We start from the raw sequence: 17,833 nt of genomic DNA, 5'->3' as shown, positions 1-17,833 counted from the left end.
GGCCCAGGGGTCGTGAGACCCCGGGCCCCCGCCCGCAGCGGGACGAGGTTCCGTCAGCAGGGCCCGTCGTCGGCCCAGACGCCCCACTGGCCACTGGCGCTCGGCACCTCGTTCAGCGTCCACCACTTGGCGTGGTAGGCGTGCCCGTTGTACGAGACCTTGGCGCCGCCGTTGTAGGTGGTGCTCGCGCTCCACGCCGGGGCGGTGCAGGCGCCCGGGGTGCCCGGGCCGGTCGGCGAGGAGCTCGGGGTCGTGGTGGGCGGGGTCGCCCCGGCGAACTTCACCGTGTACCGGGTGAAGTCCCAGTCGTTCTGCACCACGCTGGAGCAGGAGCCGGACAGCCCCGGGTCGACGTTGCCCGCGCACTGGCGGTCCCGGTTGACCGACCAGTAGGTGTACCGGGCCAGGCCGTGCGCGGTGGCGAAGTCCAGCACGGTCTGGAAGTCGGACTGGTGGAAGTACTCGGCGGCGTCGGTGCGGCCGTTCATCAGCGACACGCCCTCGTGGGCGTACGCGGTGGCCTCGTTCCAGCCGAAGGTGGTCTGGAGGATCGCGTTGAACTTCACCAGCGCGTCGGTCTGCGCCGCGGCGCCGTTGAAGCCGCCGTCGAACGGCATGATCGAGTAGTTGTCCGGCGTGAAGCCCTGCGACTTGGCCTCGCCCAGCATCTGGGTGCCGAACCAGCCGGTTCCCGCGTTGGTGCCGGCGGTGGTGATCGAGACGTACAGGCCGGGGTTGTTCTGCTGGAGGATCTTCGCCGCGCCGATCTCGTTGTGGATGGCCGCGGTGTTCTCGTACTCCGGTTCCTCCAGGTCGAAGTCGATCGCCTTGAGGCCGTACTTGGTGATCACCTTCTGGTAGCCGGCGGCGGTCGCCTCGGGGGTGCCGCAGACCTGGCCCAGCTTGGTGCCGCCGTACCCGCCGACCGACACCGAGACGTCCCCGCCCTTGCCGCGGACGGTCTGGATGACGCCCGGCATGGTGGTGTCGGTGTCGATGGAGGAGGTGCCGCCCCAGGCGGGCGAACAGCTGTTGCCCTGGGCCAGGACGAACGCCAGCTGGAAGGCCTTCTGACCGGTGGCGTCCATGACGGCGGCGGCGTCCGGCGGGCTGTTGTCCTCGGGCATCAGGTACGGCGCCGAGGCGTACCAGTTGCTGCCGAGCCCTCCGGCGGTGGTGGCGCCGTCGGTGTCCGCGGCGGCGGAACCGGTGCCCGCCAGGGCGGCGACGCCGCCGGCGACCAGGCCGAGCGTGCCGGCCACGGCGAGCGCGGCGCGGCGCCCGAGCGGAGGCCGTGCGGTGTGCTGTGGGGTATGAGCGCGTTCCATGGGAAGCCCTTCCAGGAACCGGCAGTGGGGGAGGAGGCCTGCTCGCGCCGGGTGTGGGGGTGGCGTGGCGGCCGAACGGGCCGTCGGCGGCGGGTAGTTGCCGAAGGCCCTCACTGGTATAGACCTCTCGCGGAGGGTGGTCAACCCCAAAGAGGTCAAGCCGCGTCCGGCCGGCCGGCAGGCCCTAGAGTTGACGGGTGGCCAAGGAGAACACGAACCGCGTGGACGGGCAGGTGCGCGCCGGCGCCATCATCCAGGCGCACACCATCGAGCAACTGAACCTGACCCAGCAGGCGCCGCCCGAAATCCCCTGGCAGCTGCCGCCCGAACTGCCCCACTTCGCCGACCGGACCGGCGAGCAGGAGCAGGTCCTCGCCGCCACGTCCGAGGCGCCCGAGGCCGGCGGCCCGCTGGTGGTCGCCCTCAGCGGCATGGGCGGCATCGGCAAGACCGCCCTCGGCTTCCGGCTCGCCCGCTCCCTGCGCGAGCACGGCCGCTGCCCGGACGGCATCCTCCACCTCGACCTCGACGACCTGCGGCGGGACGGCGTCGTCGAGCTCGCCGACGCCCTCGGCGAGCTGACCCGGGGCCTCGACCCCGATGCGGTGCTCCCGCCCGGCTACGCCGACCGGCGCCGCCGCTACTGGACCGCCAGCCAGGACAAGCGCCTGGTGCTCGTCCTCGACAACGCCCGCAGCGGCGCCGAGGTGCTGCCACTGCTGCCCTCCTCGGCCGGCGGCATCGTCATCGTCACCAGCCACGGCCGCCTCCACGACCTCGACGGCACCCGCGCCGTCGAACTGCCCCTCGGCCCGCTCGACGGCGAGGACGCCACCGGCCTGCTGCGCGCCACCGTCTCCGACCCCCGGCTCGCCGCAGACCCCGAGGCCGCCGCCGAACTCGCCCGCCGCTGCGCCGGGCTGCCCGCCGCGCTGCACGTCGCCGGGCGCTGGGTGCGCCGCTACCGCAACCGCGAACTGCGCAGGCTCATGGAGGAGTTGACGGCCGAGCTGGACCGGGAGGGAGTGCCCGTGGTGGAAGCCGTCTGGGACGCCGCGTACGCGAGCCTGAGCCCCGGGGCGGCCCGGCTCTACCGGCTGCTGCCGCACCACCCGGGGCCGGTGGTCACGGTCGGGGCGGCCGCGGCCCTGCTGGGCGGCGGCGCACAGACCGCGCAGGACGCACTGGAGGAACTGGACGAGGCCGGACTGCTGCTGTCGCGGCCCGACGGACGGGGGCTGCACGACCTGATCCGCGGGCATGCCGCGCGGCGGTCCCAAGGCTCCGCCGAGGACGTCCCGGCCGCTCGGCGCCGCCTGGTCCGCTGGTACCGGCGGCAGGCCGCCCACGCGGACCTGGTCGCGGCCGGTCCGCGCCTGGTGGTGGCCCGGCCCCCGGTCGACGAGCCGGGGCTCGCCGAGACGCCCGACCTGTCGTTCGCCTCCCCGCACGAGGCCCTGCACTGGCTGGAGCGCGAGCACCTCGCCCTGTACGGCTGCGTGCGCATCGCCCACGAGGACGGCCTGGACGCCGACGCCGTCGCCCTGTGCGAACCGCTGTGGACGCACTTCCTCGACCACCAGCACTACGCCGACGTGATCGACGCCTTCACCCTCGGCGTCGCCGGCGCCGACCGGTCCGAGGACCCGCTCGCCGCCGTCCGGATGCGCTGCCAGCTCGCCCGCCCGCTCTGGGAACAGCGCCGCTACCAGGAGGCCGCCGAGCAGCTGCGGGGCGCCGTCCACCGCGCCGAACTGCTCGGCTCCACCGAGCCGGAGCGCAAGCTCCGCGCCTCCGCAGTCGAGTTCCGCGGCAAGCTGGCCTCCGTCCAGGGCGACTGGGCCGCCGCCGTTCCCGACTTCGAGGCGGCCCGCGCCGAGCACCTCGCCATCGGCAACACCTACGGCGCGATGCTCCAGACCTACCTGCTCGGCCGTGCCGCCCTCGCCCTCGGCGACCCCGGCCGTGCCGTCACCCTGCTCACCGAGGCGCACCGGGTCGCCACCGAGCTCCGGCGGGCCCGGATGGCCTCCCGCACCGCCTTCGAACTCGCCACCGCCCTGCGCGCGGCCGGTCGGCCGGAGGAGGCCGCGCCGCACTACCGGGCCGCCCTCGACGGTGCCCGCGCCCGGCACTCGGCCGCGGACGAACTGCGGGTCCTGGACGCGCTGGCGGACTTCCACCAGGAGCTCGGCGAGGCCGAGCGGGCGGCCGGCTACCGGGCGGAGGCGGAGCGCCTGCGGGGGTAGGACAGGCCCCGCGTGCCTGACGGCCGCGCTGCGCCGGTGGCGGCCGTCGGCCGGTCGGACGCGCAGGGGGGCGGGCCCGCGCCGCCGTACCGTCCGCCGGACGGGCGGGACCGAGCGGGTCAGACCGGGTGGTCCGACTCGGCGTCGGTGGCGGGTGCCAGCCGGATGCGGTGCGTCGTGCTGCCGAGGCGAGCGGTCAGGGTGGCGGGGAGGGTGCGCAGGGCGTCCGGGCGGGCGGCGAGCCAGGTGTGGACGGCGGACAGGGCGGCGGCCGGGTCGGTGCGGCGGACGCGACCGCCGGAGCGGTCGGCGGCCACGTGGACGCCGACCGGGGCGCCGCCGTCGCGGCGCAGCAGGGCGGTGGCGGGGGAGAGGAGCACGGCGGCCGTGCGGCAGTTCGGATGCTCCTCGAAGACCTCGGCCGTCCAGTCGGCGGCGGTCCGGTACTCGTGGTGCCAGCCGGTTCGCGCGGCCGGGGCGTCGGCGCGGCGGTAGATCAGGGCGGCGCTCTGGAGCGCGCGGGTGCCGGCCCGGCCGTACTCGGCGGCGAGGTGGTGGAAGGGCAGGTCCGTCCAGGGCGGGAGCCGTTCGACGGTGATCGGATCACGGTCGGTGGACGCCCGGACGGCGAACGCGGCCGGGGCCTGCGGGGCGTGCTCGGGCACCGGCAGCGGGCGCGGCCGCACGGGGTACGGCGGCGGGACCAGACCGAGCAGCTTGTACAGCTCGGGCCGCAGCGTCTCCAGGCACCGTCCGGTGCGCGCGAAGGCCCGTTCGGCGAACCGGCGGGTGCGGCCTGGCCGTTCCGACAGGCACGGCGCCGGGTCCACCGGGTCCAGACGCGGTACGGCGGCGAGCAGCCGGGCCATCGGGCTGCCGGGGACCAGCTCGTCGGCGCCGTCGCAGGCCGCCACCACCGGCAGGTCCAGCGCGGCGGCGTAGAGCGCCACCGAGCCGTGGTCGGTGACCAGGACGTCCGCGGCGACGAGCAGGGCCGCCCACTCCTCGTACGGCGCCGCGAGCATCAACCCGGCGTCCAGCGCGGGGCGCAGCCGCCGGGACAGGTCGAAGGAGCCGGTCCGGCTGTACTCGTTGGGGTGGACGATCAGCGCCAGCTGGTACCCGTCGTACGGCAGCCGGGCGGCGAGTTCGGCGGGCAGGCCGGGTCGGCGGGCGAGCAGCGACTGCGGTCCCCAGGTGGAGGAGAGCACCACCAGCCGCCGCCCGCCGGTGCCGAGCGCGGCGCGGACGGCCTCGCGCCGGTCCAGGGACTCCAGGATCCGGTCGAGCGTCGGATCCCCGGCGACGATGGCGTGCCGCCGGGCGTCGGGCAGCCGGGCGGCCAGCCGTTCGATCTGGTCGGGGTGGGCGAGGGCGTGCAGGGCGGCGGTGGGGCTGCCGCCGCTGAGCAGGAACGCCGGGTCGAGGCCGGACGGCAGCTCCGGCGAGCCCTCCCGCGCCAGCGCCTTGTTGAAGCCCGCGCCGTGCGGGAGCAGCACCTGCCGACCGCGCAGGCCGCCGAGCGCGCCCTTGGGGCTGGCGGTGAGGATCAGGTCGTGCCGGCCGGCGAGGGCCTCGGCCCACGGGATGCAGCGCGCCCCGGCGGCGTCCACGGCCGCGAGCGCGTCGGCGGCGAAGTCTGAGCCGGGCACGAGGGTGAAGCGGCAGCGGACCCGGTCGTCACCCTCGAAGGCGGGCAGCAGGTCGAGCAGCCGGTGCAGCGCGGCGGCCGAGCGCACGGCGAACAGCACCTCGGCGGGGGAGTCCGGGCTGCGCGGGGCGCTACGTGGCTGGCTGGCTGGCTGGCTGGCTGGCTGGCTGGCTGGGCCGACGGTCCCGTACCACACCTCAGCGCCCCTCGGCGACGGTGCGGCGGCACCGGCTCGGCGCGGTCGGGGTGGTCCTGCGGGGGCATGGGGGCGATGGTATCCGCCAGGGCGTGCAGACGGTGTGGTCCGGCGAAACCCGCCCCGCCGCTCCCTCTCGCCGGACGCCCCGTCTGTCGCGCAGGTGAGTCCACGCGACCCGTGCGGGAACGGTTGCGGCAGGTCAGACCCCGGCCCCGGCCTTCGCCCCGACCCCGGCCTCCACCCCCGCCAGCAGCCCGCTGACCGCCGGGGACCACGGGCGGCCGGCCGGCCCGGTCAGCGACAGCGTCCGGTGGACGGTGGGCCGGATCGGGACCAGTACGCACTCGGCCGGGAGCATGGTCAGCGCCAGCGCGGGCATCACCGAGACCCCGACGCCCGCGTGCACCATGCCGATCAGGGTGTTCAGGTCGCGGATGCGGTGCCGGGGCGTGAAGCGGGCGCCGGCCCGCCGGTAGGCCTCGCGGATGTGGCGTTCGCAGCCGCCCTCCGAGAGCAGGAAGTCGTCGTCCTCCAACTCGGCTACGTGGATGGATGGTTGACCGGCGAGCGGGTGGTCGCGGCGCAACAGCGCGTGCATCGAGTCGGCGCCGAGCGCGACTGCCCCGGGCGGCAGCGGCCCGGCGTCCACCAGCACGGCGGCGTCCACCGTGCCCGCCTCCAGCCAGGCCGCCAGCTCCTCGTCCTCGCCCTCGAAGACCCGGACGGTCACCTGCGGGTAGGCCGCCCGCCAGTCCTGCAGCAGCCCGGGCAGCAGCGCCTGGCAGACGGTGGTCGGCGCCGCCAGGCGTACCGTGCCGGTCAGGCCGCCGGAGTGCCGGGTGGCGATGGCGCGGACGGCGGCGGCCGAGGCGACGGCGGTCCGGGCGTGCGGCAGGACCTGCTCACCCAGCGGGGTGGGGCGGCACGGGTTCCCGCGCCGCAGCACGGGCGCGCCGAGGTTCCGCTCCAGCGCGGCGACGGCGTGCGAGACCGCGGACTGGCTGATGCCCAGCTCGTCGGCGGCCGCGCTGAAGCCGCCGGTGTCGGCGACCGCGACCAGTGCCCTGAGCTGGGCCAGGTTGATGTCCGGGGTCATGAGACTTCCTCATCACGAACGGGCTACCACTTGTTGGACTCATGCTCCGGGCCGGGCCACGCTCTGTCCAGCGACAAGCGAACACGCGAACACGCGAACACGCGAACACGCGAGCAGTGCGAGGACGGAGGTGGTGGGAGTGCGGCGCTGGCTGCCGGGCTTCGTGGCCCTGTCGGTGATCTGGGGCGCGAGCTTCGCCCTGATCAAGGTGGCGGTCGACGCGGGGGTGCCGCCGGTGTGGGTGGCATTGTGGCGCTGCCTGTTCGGTGCCGTCACGCTGTGGGCGGTCCTGCTGCTGCGCGGCGAGCGGGCCCCGCGCGATCGGGCGCTGTGGGGGCATTCGGCCGTGGTCGCGGTGCTGCTCAACACCGTGCCGTTCACCCTGTTCTCCTTCGGCGAGACCAGGGTCAGCTCGGTGCTCGCCGGGGTGATGAACGCGACCACCCCGCTGTTCACCCTGCTGTTCGCGGTGCTCACCGTCCCCGAGGAGCGCCACCCGGGCGCCCGCCGGCTGGCCGGCCTCGGGCTCGGCTTCCTCGGCGTGCTCACCGTGCTCGGGGTCTGGCGCGGCCTCGGCGCCGGGGCGACCGCCGGCGCGCTGGCCTGCCTGGCCGCCGCCTGCTGCTACGGCGCCGGCTTCGCCTACCTGCGCCGCTTCCTGTCCGGCCGCCCGGAGTCGGTGACCACCCTCTCCGCACTCCAGATCGGCTGCGCCGCGGCCGAGCTGGCCCTGATCGCCCCGCTCGCCGCGGGTGCCCCGCACTGGCCCGGCCACGCCGCGTCCGCCGCCCTGCTGGTGCTCGGCGCGCTCGGGACGGGCCTGGCCTACCTGCTCAACCTGGGCCTGGTCCGGTCGGCGGGCACGACGGTGGCCTCCGCGGTCACCTATGTGACCCCGCTGTGGTCCACCGCCCTCGGCGCGGCCTTCCTGCACGAGCCGGTGGGCTGGAACGCCCTGGCCGGCGGCGCGCTGGTGATCGTGGCCGTCGCGCTGACCAGGCCGCGCCGGGCCCGGACCGTGCAGCAGGCCGAGGACCCGAAGGGCCGTCAGCCGGTCGGCTAGGGTGGATCGGGTGAGCGAGGGGAGCGGCGGGCGGACCAGCGCGGGGACCAGCGAGGGGGAGCAGCAGCCGACGTCCGTGGGCGAGGCACTGCGGGCGAACCCGCTGCGCTTCCCGTTCACCCGCTGGGTGCCGCGCTGCTGGGCGTACCTGCTCGGCGGCGCGCTGTTCGGGCCGGTGCTGCTGGCGGTCCTCGCGGCGCTGCTGGTGCTCGGTGCGGGGCTGTCGGTGGTCGGCGTCGGGCTGCCGGTGCTGCTCGCCCTGGCGCTCGCGGGCATCCCCGCAGCGGCCGTGGCCCGGTGGCGGCTGCGGTTGGTCGAGCCGTTCCCCCTGTCCGACCCGCACCGGAGCCTGCCCGGGGCGGGCCGCCGCGCCCGGATCCGCACCCGGTTGCGCGAGCGGGCCACCTGGCGCGAACTCGCCCACGCCGTGCTCGTCTCGACCGTGCTGGCCGCCGCCTCGCTCGGTTTCACCGCGCTGCTGGTGTTCTCCGGCCTGTACGTGATCTCCCCGCTGGTGGTCTGGGCGCTCGCTCCGGAGACCGTGATGCTCGTCCCCGGGCACGCCGTCCCCGGGCCGCTCGCCGCCCTGCCGTTCGCCGCCGCCGGGCTGGCCGGCCTGCTGCTCTGCGCGTACGTCGGGGCGCTGCTGGCCTGTGCCGAGGTCGCGCTGGCCCGCTTCCTGCTCGGGCCCCGGGAGGACGACCTCGGCCGTCAGGTGCTCGAACTCACCCGCTCCCGCGCCCGGTTGGCCGACGCCTTCGAGGCCGAGCGGCGCCGGATCGAGCGCGACCTGCACGACGGCGCGCAGCAGCAGCTGGTCGCGCTCAGCATGACCCTCGGACTCGCCGAGTACGAGCTGCGCGGCCAGGAGGGGGCCGGGGGCGGTGGCCGGGAGGCCCGCGGCGAGGGCGCCCGGGACGCCCGGGCCGCCGAACTCGTCACCCGGGCGCGCGGCGAGGCCCGGCAGGCGCTGGAGCAGCTGCGCGAACTGGTGCGCGGCATCCACCCGCAGGTGCTCACCGACCACGGGCTCGCCGCCGCCGTCGACGAGGTCGCGCAGCGCCACCCGATCCCGGTGGCCACCGACATCGAGCTCCCGGAGCGGCTGCCCGCCCCCGTGGAGACCACCGCCTACTTCACCGTCACCGAGGCGCTCACCAATGCGGCCAAGCACAGCGGTGCCACCGCGATCACCGTCCACGGGCGGCTCGCGGGTGGCCGGCTGGTCGTCCAGGTGACCGACGACGGGCGCGGCGGGGCGGACCCGGCCGCCGGGGCCGGACTGGCGGGACTCGCCGACCGGGTGGCACTGCTGAGAGGACGGCTGATGGTGACGAGCCCGACGGGCGGCCCGACGACGCTGCGGCTGGAGGTCCCGTGCTCCGGGTCGTGATCGCCGAGGACGCGGTGCTGCTGCGCGCCGGACTCGTCGAACTCCTCGCGCTCGGCGGCCACCGGGTGACCGCCGCCGTCGGCGACGCCGGGGCGCTGGCCGCGGCCGTGGACGCCGACCGGCCGGACATCGTGGTCACCGACGTCCGGATGCCCCCCGACCACACCGACGAGGGCCTGCGCGCCGCCCTCGCCCTGCGCGAGCGCCACCCGGGCCTGCCCGTCCTGGTCCTCTCCCAGTACGTGGCCACCCCGTACGCGACCCGGCTGCTCGCCGCCGCCGGCGCCCAACCGGCCGGTCTGGGGTACCTGTTGAAGGACCGGGTCGGCGACGTCGCGGACTTCCTGGACGCGCTGCGGCGGGTCGCCGACGGGGAGACGGTGATCGACCCCGAGGTGGTCCGGGTGCTGCTGCGCGGCCAGTCCGCCGACCGCCCGCTGGCCCGACTCACCCCGCGTGAACGCGAGGTGCTCGCGCTGATGGCCGAGGGCCTCAACAACCAGGCCGTGGCGGGCCGGTTGAGCATCACCGAGGCCTCGGTGGTGAAGCACTGCGGGAACATCTTCACGAAGCTGGACCTGGACCCGACGGAGGGCAACCGGCGGGTGCTCGCCGTGCTGGCGCACCTGCGGGGCGGTGAGCGGCCGGCCGGGTGACGATCCACCCACTTGTCACGGTGGTTTCGGTGCCGGAACGATGGCGTCATGGCGAGGACACGGGAACCGCAGAGCGCAATCGTCAACCGACTGCTCAAGGGCGAGGCGACCAAGGACGACAGCACGACGGCCCAGACGAACTTCCTGCTGTGGCTGCGGCAGGAGTGGGACGGGGACGGCGACCAGGCGCTGGCGGCCTGCCTGGACGTGCTGGCCGAGGCCGGGGGCGAGGAGTGGCGGGCGCTGCCGGAGCGCGATCTGTCCGCCCACGTCTGGCTGTTCAGCTTCTCCTGCCCGAGCCGGGACGACCTGCCGGGCCAGGCAAGGAACTGGGTGACGGCGGTGCGCGCCAACGGCGGGGCGCCCGCGATCGCACGGCTGGTCAGGCACCTGCGGGGGCAGCCGGATTGACCGGGGCGGTCGCGCCGGGCAGGGGTACCTCGGGGTCCAGCAGGTCGGTGAGCCGCCGTGCCGAGGACTCCCAGGTCCAGTGCTCCTCGGCCCAGCGCCGCCCCGCCGCCCCCGTCCGGGCGCGCTCGGCGGGCGGGGCGAGCAGGATCCGGGTCAGGGCGGCGGCCACCTCGGCGGGGGAGCGGCCGTCGACGACCGTGCCGGTGACGCCGTCCAGGACGGTGTCCGGGGCGCCGCCGGAGCGGCCGGCCACCACCGGGAGGCCGGCGGCGGCCGCCTCCAGGTAGACGATGCCGAGGCCCTCGGCCTCCAGCCCCAGCCGACGGGTGCGGCACGGCATCGCGAAGACGTCCGCCGCGGCGTAGTGGACGGCCGTCCCCGCGTGGCCGAGGCCGCCGGTGAACACCACGCTGCCCGGCTCGGTGAGCCGGCGGGCGAGGCCCCGCAGCCGGTCCTCGTCCGGGCCCCGGCCGACCAGCACCAGGGTGGTCCCGGGCACGGCCCGGCGGATCGCGGGCAGCGCGCGGATCAGTACGTCCTGGCCCTTGCGCGGGACAAGCCGTGCCACGCACAGGACGACCGGGGCGCCGGACGCGCCGGTGGCGGTGGCCGGCCGGAAGACCGACGGGTCGACCCCCGGTACCAGGCGCGCCAGCCGGGCGTCCGGCCCGAGCGCGGGGGCGATCCGGGCACGGGTGTAGGCGCCGAGGTAGGTCACCACGTCCGAGCTGCGGCCGATCCGGCGCAGCAGGCCGCGGGCGCCCGGCGTGCGGGCCCACCAGATCTCGTGGCCGTGCGTGGTGGCGACGGTGCGGCGGATGCCGGGCGCCAGCCGCCGCAGCCCCGGCGTCATCGCGGCGAGCGGTGCGGCGGCGCCGAACCACACCCGGTCGCAGCCGTGCGCCCGGGCTATCCCGGCGGCCTGGCGGGTGGCCCGCGGGGTCGGCAGCAGGGTGCGCGCGCGGTCGCGGATCACCGGGTAGGGGAGAGCGGCGTCGTGGCGCTCCGCGCCCGGTTCGGCCGAGGTGTAGACCACGACGTCGTGGCCGGGGACGCGGTCGGCCATGGCCTTGACGAAGGTCTCGATTCCGCCCTGGCGCGGCGGGAAGTCGTTGGTGACGACGAGGGTGGTGCCCATGGCAGGCCTTTCGGAGCGGAGAGCGGGAAGGCTTTCGGAACGGGGAGCAGGACGAGGACGAGCGGCAGCGCGAGGTAGCCGAACCGCCCGGCGGGCGCCAGCAGGAAGGCCGCCGACAGCCCCAGGGCCAGCCGGTGCGCCGCCGCGGCCGCGGTGCGCGGCGGGTGGGTGAGCAGCGAGGCCCCGACGGCGAGCCCGGCGAGCAGCAGCAGGGCGACGGCGGCGTACCAGCCGGGCGCACCGAGGTCGGCGAGCAGCCGCCCGGGCAGCGGGCTGGCGGCCGGGGTCGGCAGCCGGCCGCGCCCGGTGGGGAAGGCGAACACCTGCTCCACCAGCGGCCCCGGCGCGCGCAGTGCCACCGGCAGCACCGCCACCGCCGCAGCCCCCACCGCGACGGCCGCCCCGCGCAGCGCCGCGCGCCGTCCGGCGGAAGCCGCCAGCAGGGCCGCCACCACGGCGAGCGCGGGCCAGGCCGTCCACTTCAGCGAGCAGGCGGCGGCCAGCGCCAACCCGGCCGCCACCGGCCGCCGTTCGGCGGCGCGGACCAGGGCGAGCCAACAGAGGCCGGTGAGCGGCAGGTCGACCCCGCTGACGCAGAGCGGCAGCGCGACCACTGGTGAGGCGGTGAGCGCGGCGGCGCCGAGCCGGTGCCCGACGGGTACCGTCCGCAGCACGCAGAGCAGGAACACCGCCGCACACCAGAGCCGGGCGTCGCCCAGCGGCGAACCGCCCAGCAGAGCCCGGGGCAGGCCCAGCAGGGCCATCCCGGGGAGGTACGGGGTGTACTCCGCGACGGACTGCGGGTCGGCCAGGTACGGCGTGCCGGTGTGCAGCAGCAGCGACCCGGAGCGCTCGATCACCCCGACCTCGCTCTGCCCCCGCCCGTCCGGCACCAGCACGAGCAGCGGCACCAGCACCGCCCCGACGGCCGCGACCGCCACCGACACCTCACGACCGCGCCGCCGCAGCAGCACCACGGCGAGCGCCGCCGACAGGTACCCGCAGGCCGCCCAGGCCCCCCAACTCCGGTGCGGCCCGAGCCCGGACACCACCGGGAACGCCCCCGCCCACCCCGCCGCGACCACCCACCCGCCGCACCACCACCACGCCCGTTTCGTCACCCCTCCATTGCATCGGCGCAGGCCGGCGGGGTCATCACGGCCAAGTCGAGTCCTGTGGTCGGGTTTCCCCTACCCCGCCCGCCGGTGGCGTGGGGCCGGCACTGCGCATCCCCCTGCCCGCGCTGACGTTCGGTGGTCGACGGATTACTGCTCGTCCCGACCTTCCCGCTATCCTCACCGTGTGCTGAGGTCGTGGGGTGCGGCGGTGGAGCGGGCGCAGGACCGGCTGGCAGCGGGGCCGCGGCTGCGGGCGGCCGGGCCGGGGGAGGAACGGCGGTTCGCGCTCTGGGACTTGGCGTCCCTGGTGGAGGGCGAGCTGGGCGAGCCGGTGGACCCGGACGGGCTGGCGCCGCAGGCGGAGCGCGGGTGGCGGGAGCGGCTGGGGGAGAGCGGCCGAGAGTGGCCGGGCGGGGAGCTGTACCGGCGGCGCTACTGGATCCAGGACGACGCCGGTGCCGTGGTGGGCACCGTCGCGGTGGACAACTGGACCAAGGGCCCGAGCCAGCTCGCCGTCTCCTCCCTCTACGTGACCCCGGCCGCGCGGGGCCGGGGGCTGGCCGCCGCCGCGCTGGACGAGGTGTACGCGGCGGCCACCGCCGAGGGCCTGCCGGGGTTCCGGCTGGAGGCGCACTGGTCATGGCAGCCGGCGGTCCGCTACTACCTGCGCCGGGGCCTGTGGGTGGTGGGCTGGAAGCGTTCGCTGTCCTTCGCCCGGATGCCGCAGCTCCCGCTGCACCGGGTACGGGAGGAGGACGGCCGGCTGTTCCTGCTGGTCGCCGACCGGCTGCGCGGCTGGGTGCCGATACTGACCGCGGGGCAGGAGGGCCGCTGGCTGCGGCTGGACGAGACGGCGGACTACCGGGGCTGCGACGGCTGGGTGCACGAGTACGCCCGCTCCACGCTGGCCCTGTACCTGGCGCTGGCCGGCCGGCCGCTGGTGCGCGGCCCGCAGTGGTGGGCGGAGGCGTGGCGCTGGTCGGACGCGGGGGAGCCGGAGGGCTTGGCGTACCGGATCGAGGAGTTCGAGCGGGCGGCCCGGACGGCGGGCCGGCGGATGGTCAGCCCGTACCGCCCGGTGCCGCTGCCGGACCCCGCCCCGCCGCCGTCCTCACCGCTGTCCTCGCCGCCGTCCCCGCAGCTGGCAGACTCGGGGGATGGCTGAGATCGAGATCGACGGCGCCCCCGCCGACCCGGCGCGGCTGGCCGCGCTGGGGCTGCTCAACTACGGGCACTTCACCACCCTGCGCGCCGAGGCGGGCCGGGTGCGCGGTCTGGCGCTGCACCTGGACCGGCTGGTCCGGGACTGCCGGGTGCTGTTCGGTGCCGAGCTGGACCGGGCGGTGGTGCGGGAGCGGATCGGAGCGGTGCTGCCCGCCGACGGTGCGCCGGTGACCGTCCGGGTGACCGTGTACGACCCGGCGCTCGGCCTGGAGCGCCCCGCCGCCCCGGCCGCACCCGTCCTGCTGGTGACCACCCGCCCGGCCGTGGCGGCCGCGCCCGCCCCGCTGAGGGTCCGCACCGTGGCGTACCGGCGGGAGCTGCCGGAGGTGAAGCACGTCGGCCTGTTCGGCCTGGTGCACCACCGTCGGCAGGCCCAACTCGCTGGCTACGACGACGTGTTGCTGGTCGACCAGGACGGCCTGGTGGTCGAGGGCGCGACCTGGAACGCCGGCTTCCTGGCCGGGGACGAGCTGGTCTGGCCGCAGGGCCCGAGCCTGCCCGGCGTGACCGAGGCCCTGCTGTCGGGCGCGTACCGGGGCCCGCAGTCCCGCGAGCCGCTGCCCGCCGCCGGGCTGGACCGCTTCACCGCCGCCTTCGCGGTGAACGCGGGCGTCGGGGTGCGGCCGCTGGCGGCCGTGGACGGCACCGCCTTCGACCCCGACCACCCGGTGCTCGCCGAACTGCGCGCCGCCTACCTGGGGATCCCCGCCGAACCGGTGGGGGGATAACCCCACCCACGGTCCGCCGGTGACCTGCATGGTTCGCGGAAGCCGTCCTTCCTAGGGTGGAACACGTCGACGACGAGCGACGCAGAACCGAAGGAAGGCCCATCCATGGCACGCCGCCAAGACCGCCGCAGGACCGATGCGTACGGCACCGATGCGTACGGCACCGACGTGTACGGCGCCAACGCATACGGCACCGATGCGTACGGCACCGACGTTCACGGCACGGCCCCGGGCGGCGCCGCCCGGCCGGCGGCTCCGGCGGTCGAGCTGCGCGGGGTGCGCCGCACCTACGGGCGCGGCGAGGCGACGGTGCAGGCGCTGCGCGGGATCGACCTGGCGCTCGGCCACGGCAGCTTCACCGCGGTGATGGGCCCGTCCGGCTCCGGCAAGTCCACCTTCCTCCAGTGCGCGGCGGGCCTGGACCGCCCGGACTCCGGGCAGGTCCGGCTCGGCGGCGAGGACATCACCGCGCTGAGCGAGAACCGGCTCACCAAGCTGCGCCGCAGCCGGATCGGCTTCGTCTTCCAGTCCTTCAACCTGCTGCCCTCGCTCACCGTCGAGCAGAACGTGCTGCTCCCGCAGCGCCTCGCCGGGGAGCGCCAGGACCGGGCCCGGGCACGGGAGTTGCTGGAGCGGGTGGGCCTCGGCGAGCACGCCCGGCGGCGGCCCGGCCAGCTGTCCGGTGGTCAGCAGCAGCGGGTGGCGATCGCCCGCGCGCTGATCACCCGCCCCGACGTGGTGTTCGCCGACGAGCCGACCGGCGCGCTGGACACCCGGACCGCGCACGAGGTGCTGGCCCTGCTGCGCCGGGCCGTGGACTCGCTCGGCGCGACCGTGGTGATGGTGACCCACGACCCGGTGGCGGCCTCCTTCGCCGACCGGGTGCTGTTCCTGGCCGGCGGCGCGATCGTGGACGACCTGCCGCACCCGAGCCCGCAGGCCGTCGCGGACCGGATGGTCGCGCTGACCGCCCGCCCGGTGGGAGTGGCGGCATGACGAACGGACTCGCACGCGCCTCGGTGCGCTTCCGGCCCGCGTCCTTCGTGGGCACCCTGGTCGCCCTGCTGCTGGGCGCCGCCGTGGTGGTGGCCTGCGGGGTGCTGCTGCAGACCGGCCTGACGGCGAGCGTCCGGCCCGACCGGTACGCCGCCGCCCCGGTGGTGGTCGCGGCCGACCAGGCGGTGAAGATCCAGCGGAAGATCGGCGAGGACACCGAGACCGAGGAACAGGCCACCCCGGAGCGGGCCCGGACGGACGCCGCGCTGGTCGGCCGGCTGGCCGCGCTGCCCGGCGTCGCGGCCGCCCGGCCGGACACCGCCTTCCCGCTGCCCGCCACCGGGCAGGCGCCGGCCCTGACCGGCCGGGGCTTCGCCGCGCTCGGCATCGCCGGGCCGGGCGACCAACTGCTGGAGGGCCGCGCGCCCGGCGTGACCGAGGTCGTGCTGGACGCCGACACGGCGCGTGCAGCCCATCTCGCGCCTGGCGCGAGCCTCACGCTCACCGCGCCCGGCGGCACCGCGAACTACCGGGTCTCCGGTCTGGCCGCCGCCCAGCAGGCAGGCCCCACCGCGTGGTTCGCCGACGCCACCGCCGACCGCCTCTCCGGCCACCCCGGCCGGATCGACGCCATCGCCGTGCAGCCCCGCGAGGGCGTGACCGCCGCCGCACTGGCCGCACAGGTCCGCCAGGCCGTCGGCGGCGACGCCAAGACCTTCACCGGGGACGACCGGGGCGCCGTCGAGTACCCGGCTCTGGGCGGTGCCCGCACCCTGCTGATGGCCCTCGGCGGCAGCTTCGGCGGCTACGCCACCATGACCGCGATCTTCGTGGTGATGAGCACCGTCGCCCTCGCCACCGGCCAGCGCGCCCGCGAGTTCGCCCTGCTGCGCGCCATCGGCGCCACCCCGCGCCAGATCCGCCGCACCATCGCCGCCGAGGCGGTGCTGGTCGCGCCGCTCGCCGCGGCGCTCGGCATCCTGCCCGGACTGGCCCTCGCCCGCTGGTGGTTCGGCCAGCTGGTCGAGCGCGGCGCCATCCCCGCGGCCGTCCGTCTGGACGTCGGCCCGCTGCCGATGCTGGCCGCCGTCCTCGCCTGCACCCTCGCCGCGCTGACCGCCGGCTTCCTGGCCGCCCGCCGGCCGTCCCGGATGCGGGCCGCCCAGGCGCTCGGCGAGGCCGCCGTCGAACCGGCTCCCCCGGGCAAGGTGCGCACCGTCCTCGGGCTGGTCTTCACCGCCGGCGGTGTCGTGGCCGGCGCCGTCGCCACCGCCCTGGACGGCACCAAGGCCGCCCAGACCGCCCTCGGCGTCGTGATGTGCTTCATGATGGCCGTCGCCCTGCTCGGCCCCTGGCTGGCCCGGGGCGCCGCCGCGGTGCTCGGCGCCCCGCTGCGGGCCGGCGGTGCGCCCGGCTCGCTGGCCGCCGACAACGCCCGTGCCAACGCCCGTCGGCTGGCTTCCGCGATCACCCCGATCGTCCTGGTCACCGCCTTCTGCGGCACCCTGCTGATCCTCCAGACCACCGTGCGCCACACCACCGGCGAGAACGTCCGGGCCGGCATCACCGCCGACCACGTGGTCGGAGCCACCGGCCCGGGCCTGCCCGTCGGGACGGCCGGGCGGGCGGCCGGAGTGCCCGGCGTGGACACCGCCGTCGGCGTGCTGCGCACCGGAGTGATCTACAGGAACGGCGAGCAGCTGGGCTCCGCCCCCGTCCTCGGGGTGGACGGAGACCCGGCCCGGCTGCCCGAGGTGCTCGACCTGGGCGTGCGCAGCGGCGCGCTCGCCGACCTCGGCCGCGCCCCCGACACCATCGCGCTGAGCGCCACCCTGGCCGACTCCCTCGGCGCCGAGGTCGGCGACCGGGTGCCGCTCTGGCTCGGCGACGGCACCGCCGTGCGGCCCGCCGTGGTCGCGGTGTACGACCGCGGGCTCGGCGTCGGCCAGGCGCTGCTGCCCCGGGCCGCGGTGGCCGCGCACGTCACCGCCGGGTACGACAGCCAGGTGCTGGTCGCCGACGCGCCGGGCGCCGACCCGGCGGCGGTGGCCGCCGGGCTGGGCAGGCTGGCCGGGGCCGCGGTGACCGACCGGGCCGGGTTCGGCGCCCAGGCCGACAAGGACCTGGAGCTCAGCGGCTGGGCCAACACCGTGATGGCCGCGGTGCTCGGCGGGTTCGCCGCCGTCAGCGCCGCCAACACCCTGGTGATGACGGTGCTGGACCGGCGCCGCGAGGTCGCGCTGCTGCGGCTGGCCGGCACCACCCGGCGCCAGGTGCGCGGCATGATGCGCTGGGAGGCGCTGCTGGTGGCCGCGACCGGGCTGGCGGTCGGCGCGGTGATCGCCGGGGTCACGCTGGTGCCGGTCGCCCGGGGCGTGGCCAACTCCGCCCCGTACGTGCCGCCGATGCTCGCCGTGCCGCTGGCCGCCGGAGCCGTGCTGCTCTGCCTCGGGGCGACCGGGCTGCCGGCCCGGGCGCTGCTGCGGACCCGGCCGGCGGCGCTGGGCGCGGCGCGGCAGTAGGGGGGCCGCGGCAGCGGCGGGCTGCGACAGGCCGGGGAGGCGTGCCCTTGAGGATCGCTCA

At 76.7% G+C, this 17,833-nt stretch carries 14 protein-coding genes; 9 read left to right on the top strand and 5 right to left on the bottom strand.

Features of this window, described 5'->3' with window-relative positions; genetic code table 11:
* Window positions 1-53: 53 nt before the first annotated feature.
* Window positions 54-1,328, bottom strand: coding sequence for a carbohydrate-binding protein (locus ACFU7Y_RS20960; protein WP_224284770.1), 1,275 nt, complete (start codon window positions 1,326-1,328; stop codon window positions 54-56).
* Window positions 1,329-1,525: 197 nt separating this feature from the next.
* Here ACFU7Y_RS20960 and ACFU7Y_RS20955 point away from each other — a divergent pair, with 197 nt between their 5' ends.
* The gene (locus tag ACFU7Y_RS20955; protein ID WP_224284771.1) at window positions 1,526-3,577 is read left to right on the top strand and encodes an NB-ARC domain-containing protein; all 2,052 of its coding nucleotides are present in this window, start codon (window positions 1,526-1,528) and stop codon (window positions 3,575-3,577) included.
* 119 nt (window positions 3,578-3,696) lie between these two features.
* Here the strand turns inward: ACFU7Y_RS20955 and ACFU7Y_RS20950 are convergent, their stop codons facing one another.
* Window positions 3,697-5,328 carry a translation initiation factor 2 gene (locus ACFU7Y_RS20950; RefSeq protein WP_380769225.1) on the bottom strand — a complete coding sequence of 544 codons (1,632 nt, stop codon included), beginning with the start codon at window positions 5,326-5,328 and terminating at the stop codon, window positions 3,697-3,699.
* Window positions 5,329-5,626: 298 nt separating this feature from the next.
* A complete protein-coding gene (locus ACFU7Y_RS20945) occupies window positions 5,627-6,523 on the bottom strand; it encodes a LysR family transcriptional regulator (protein ID WP_224283502.1) in 897 nt (298 codons plus the stop codon).
* Window positions 6,524-6,656: 133 nt separating this feature from the next.
* Between ACFU7Y_RS20945 and ACFU7Y_RS20940 the strand changes: the two genes are divergently transcribed.
* The 4 genes from ACFU7Y_RS20940 (at window position 6,657) to ACFU7Y_RS20925 (ending at window position 10,046) form a co-directional block, all read left to right on the top strand.
* Window positions 6,657-7,586, top strand: a complete 930-nt coding sequence (locus ACFU7Y_RS20940) for a DMT family transporter (protein WP_380769223.1) — start codon at window positions 6,657-6,659, stop codon at window positions 7,584-7,586.
* A gap of 76 nt (window positions 7,587-7,662) precedes the next feature.
* Window positions 7,663-8,979 carry a sensor domain-containing protein gene (locus ACFU7Y_RS20935; RefSeq protein WP_224283507.1) on the top strand — a complete coding sequence of 439 codons (1,317 nt, stop codon included), beginning with the start codon at window positions 7,663-7,665 and terminating at the stop codon, window positions 8,977-8,979.
* Window positions 8,964-9,635, top strand: coding sequence for a response regulator transcription factor (locus ACFU7Y_RS20930; RefSeq protein WP_224283504.1), 672 nt, complete (start codon window positions 8,964-8,966; stop codon window positions 9,633-9,635). The genes ACFU7Y_RS20935 and ACFU7Y_RS20930 overlap by 16 nt, the downstream gene beginning before the upstream one ends.
* 48 nt (window positions 9,636-9,683) lie before the next feature.
* Window positions 9,684-10,046, top strand: a complete 363-nt coding sequence (locus ACFU7Y_RS20925) for a hypothetical protein (RefSeq protein ID WP_224283505.1) — start codon at window positions 9,684-9,686, stop codon at window positions 10,044-10,046.
* On the opposite strand, the gene ACFU7Y_RS20920 is transcribed toward ACFU7Y_RS20925, so the two are convergent.
* Window positions 10,018-11,112: a glycosyltransferase family 4 protein gene (locus tag ACFU7Y_RS20920; protein ID WP_380769221.1), complete on the bottom strand. Its 1,095-nt coding sequence runs from the start codon at window positions 11,110-11,112 to the stop codon at window positions 10,018-10,020. The two genes, ACFU7Y_RS20925 and ACFU7Y_RS20920, sit on opposite strands and share 29 nt — an antisense overlap.
* Entirely contained in the window at window positions 11,019-12,305 is a 1,287-nt protein-coding gene (locus ACFU7Y_RS20915) for a glycosyltransferase 87 family protein (protein ID WP_380769219.1), read from the bottom strand. Before ACFU7Y_RS20915 ends, ACFU7Y_RS20920 begins: the two co-directional genes overlap by 94 nt.
* A gap of 181 nt (window positions 12,306-12,486) precedes the next feature.
* Between ACFU7Y_RS20915 and ACFU7Y_RS20910 the strand changes: the two genes are divergently transcribed.
* From ACFU7Y_RS20910 to ACFU7Y_RS20895, 4 genes are all read left to right on the top strand, one after another.
* On the top strand, window positions 12,487-13,467 hold the full coding sequence (locus ACFU7Y_RS20910; RefSeq protein WP_224285049.1) for a GNAT family N-acetyltransferase: 981 nt from the start codon (window positions 12,487-12,489) through the stop codon (window positions 13,465-13,467).
* On the top strand, window positions 13,460-14,254 hold the full coding sequence (locus ACFU7Y_RS20905) for an aminotransferase class IV (RefSeq protein WP_224285050.1): 795 nt from the start codon (window positions 13,460-13,462) through the stop codon (window positions 14,252-14,254). Before ACFU7Y_RS20910 ends, ACFU7Y_RS20905 begins: the two co-directional genes overlap by 8 nt.
* Before the next feature lie 105 nt (window positions 14,255-14,359).
* On the top strand, window positions 14,360-15,250 hold the full coding sequence (locus tag ACFU7Y_RS20900; RefSeq protein WP_380769216.1) for an ABC transporter ATP-binding protein: 891 nt from the start codon (window positions 14,360-14,362) through the stop codon (window positions 15,248-15,250).
* The gene (locus tag ACFU7Y_RS20895; RefSeq protein ID WP_380769214.1) at window positions 15,247-17,772 is read left to right on the top strand and encodes an FtsX-like permease family protein; all 2,526 of its coding nucleotides are present in this window, start codon (window positions 15,247-15,249) and stop codon (window positions 17,770-17,772) included. The genes ACFU7Y_RS20900 and ACFU7Y_RS20895 overlap by 4 nt, the downstream gene beginning before the upstream one ends.
* The last annotated feature ends 61 nt before the right edge of the window (window positions 17,773-17,833 follow it).

Source organism: Kitasatospora sp. NPDC057542, assembly GCF_042801945.1.
Lineage (GTDB): Bacteria > Actinomycetota > Actinomycetes > Streptomycetales > Streptomycetaceae > Kitasatospora.
This window is presented reverse-complemented; position numbering and strand designations above follow the sequence as displayed.

Coding starts and splice junctions, on each gene's coding strand:
- ACFU7Y_RS20960 (WP_224284770.1), bottom strand. CDS start 1,328: ATGGAACGCGCTCATACCCCACAGCACACCGCACGGCCTCCGCTCGGG.
- ACFU7Y_RS20945 (WP_224283502.1), bottom strand. CDS start 6,523: ATGACCCCGGACATCAACCTGGCCCAGCTCAGGGCACTGGTCGCGGTC.
- ACFU7Y_RS20925 (WP_224283505.1), top strand. CDS start 9,684: ATGGCGAGGACACGGGAACCGCAGAGCGCAATCGTCAACCGACTGCTC.
- ACFU7Y_RS20920 (WP_380769221.1), bottom strand. CDS start 11,112: ATGGCCGACCGCGTCCCCGGCCACGACGTCGTGGTCTACACCTCGGCC.
- ACFU7Y_RS20905 (WP_224285050.1), top strand. CDS start 13,460: ATGGCTGAGATCGAGATCGACGGCGCCCCCGCCGACCCGGCGCGGCTG.
- ACFU7Y_RS20900 (WP_380769216.1), top strand. CDS start 14,360: ATGGCACGCCGCCAAGACCGCCGCAGGACCGATGCGTACGGCACCGAT.
- ACFU7Y_RS20895 (WP_380769214.1), top strand. CDS start 15,247: ATGACGAACGGACTCGCACGCGCCTCGGTGCGCTTCCGGCCCGCGTCC.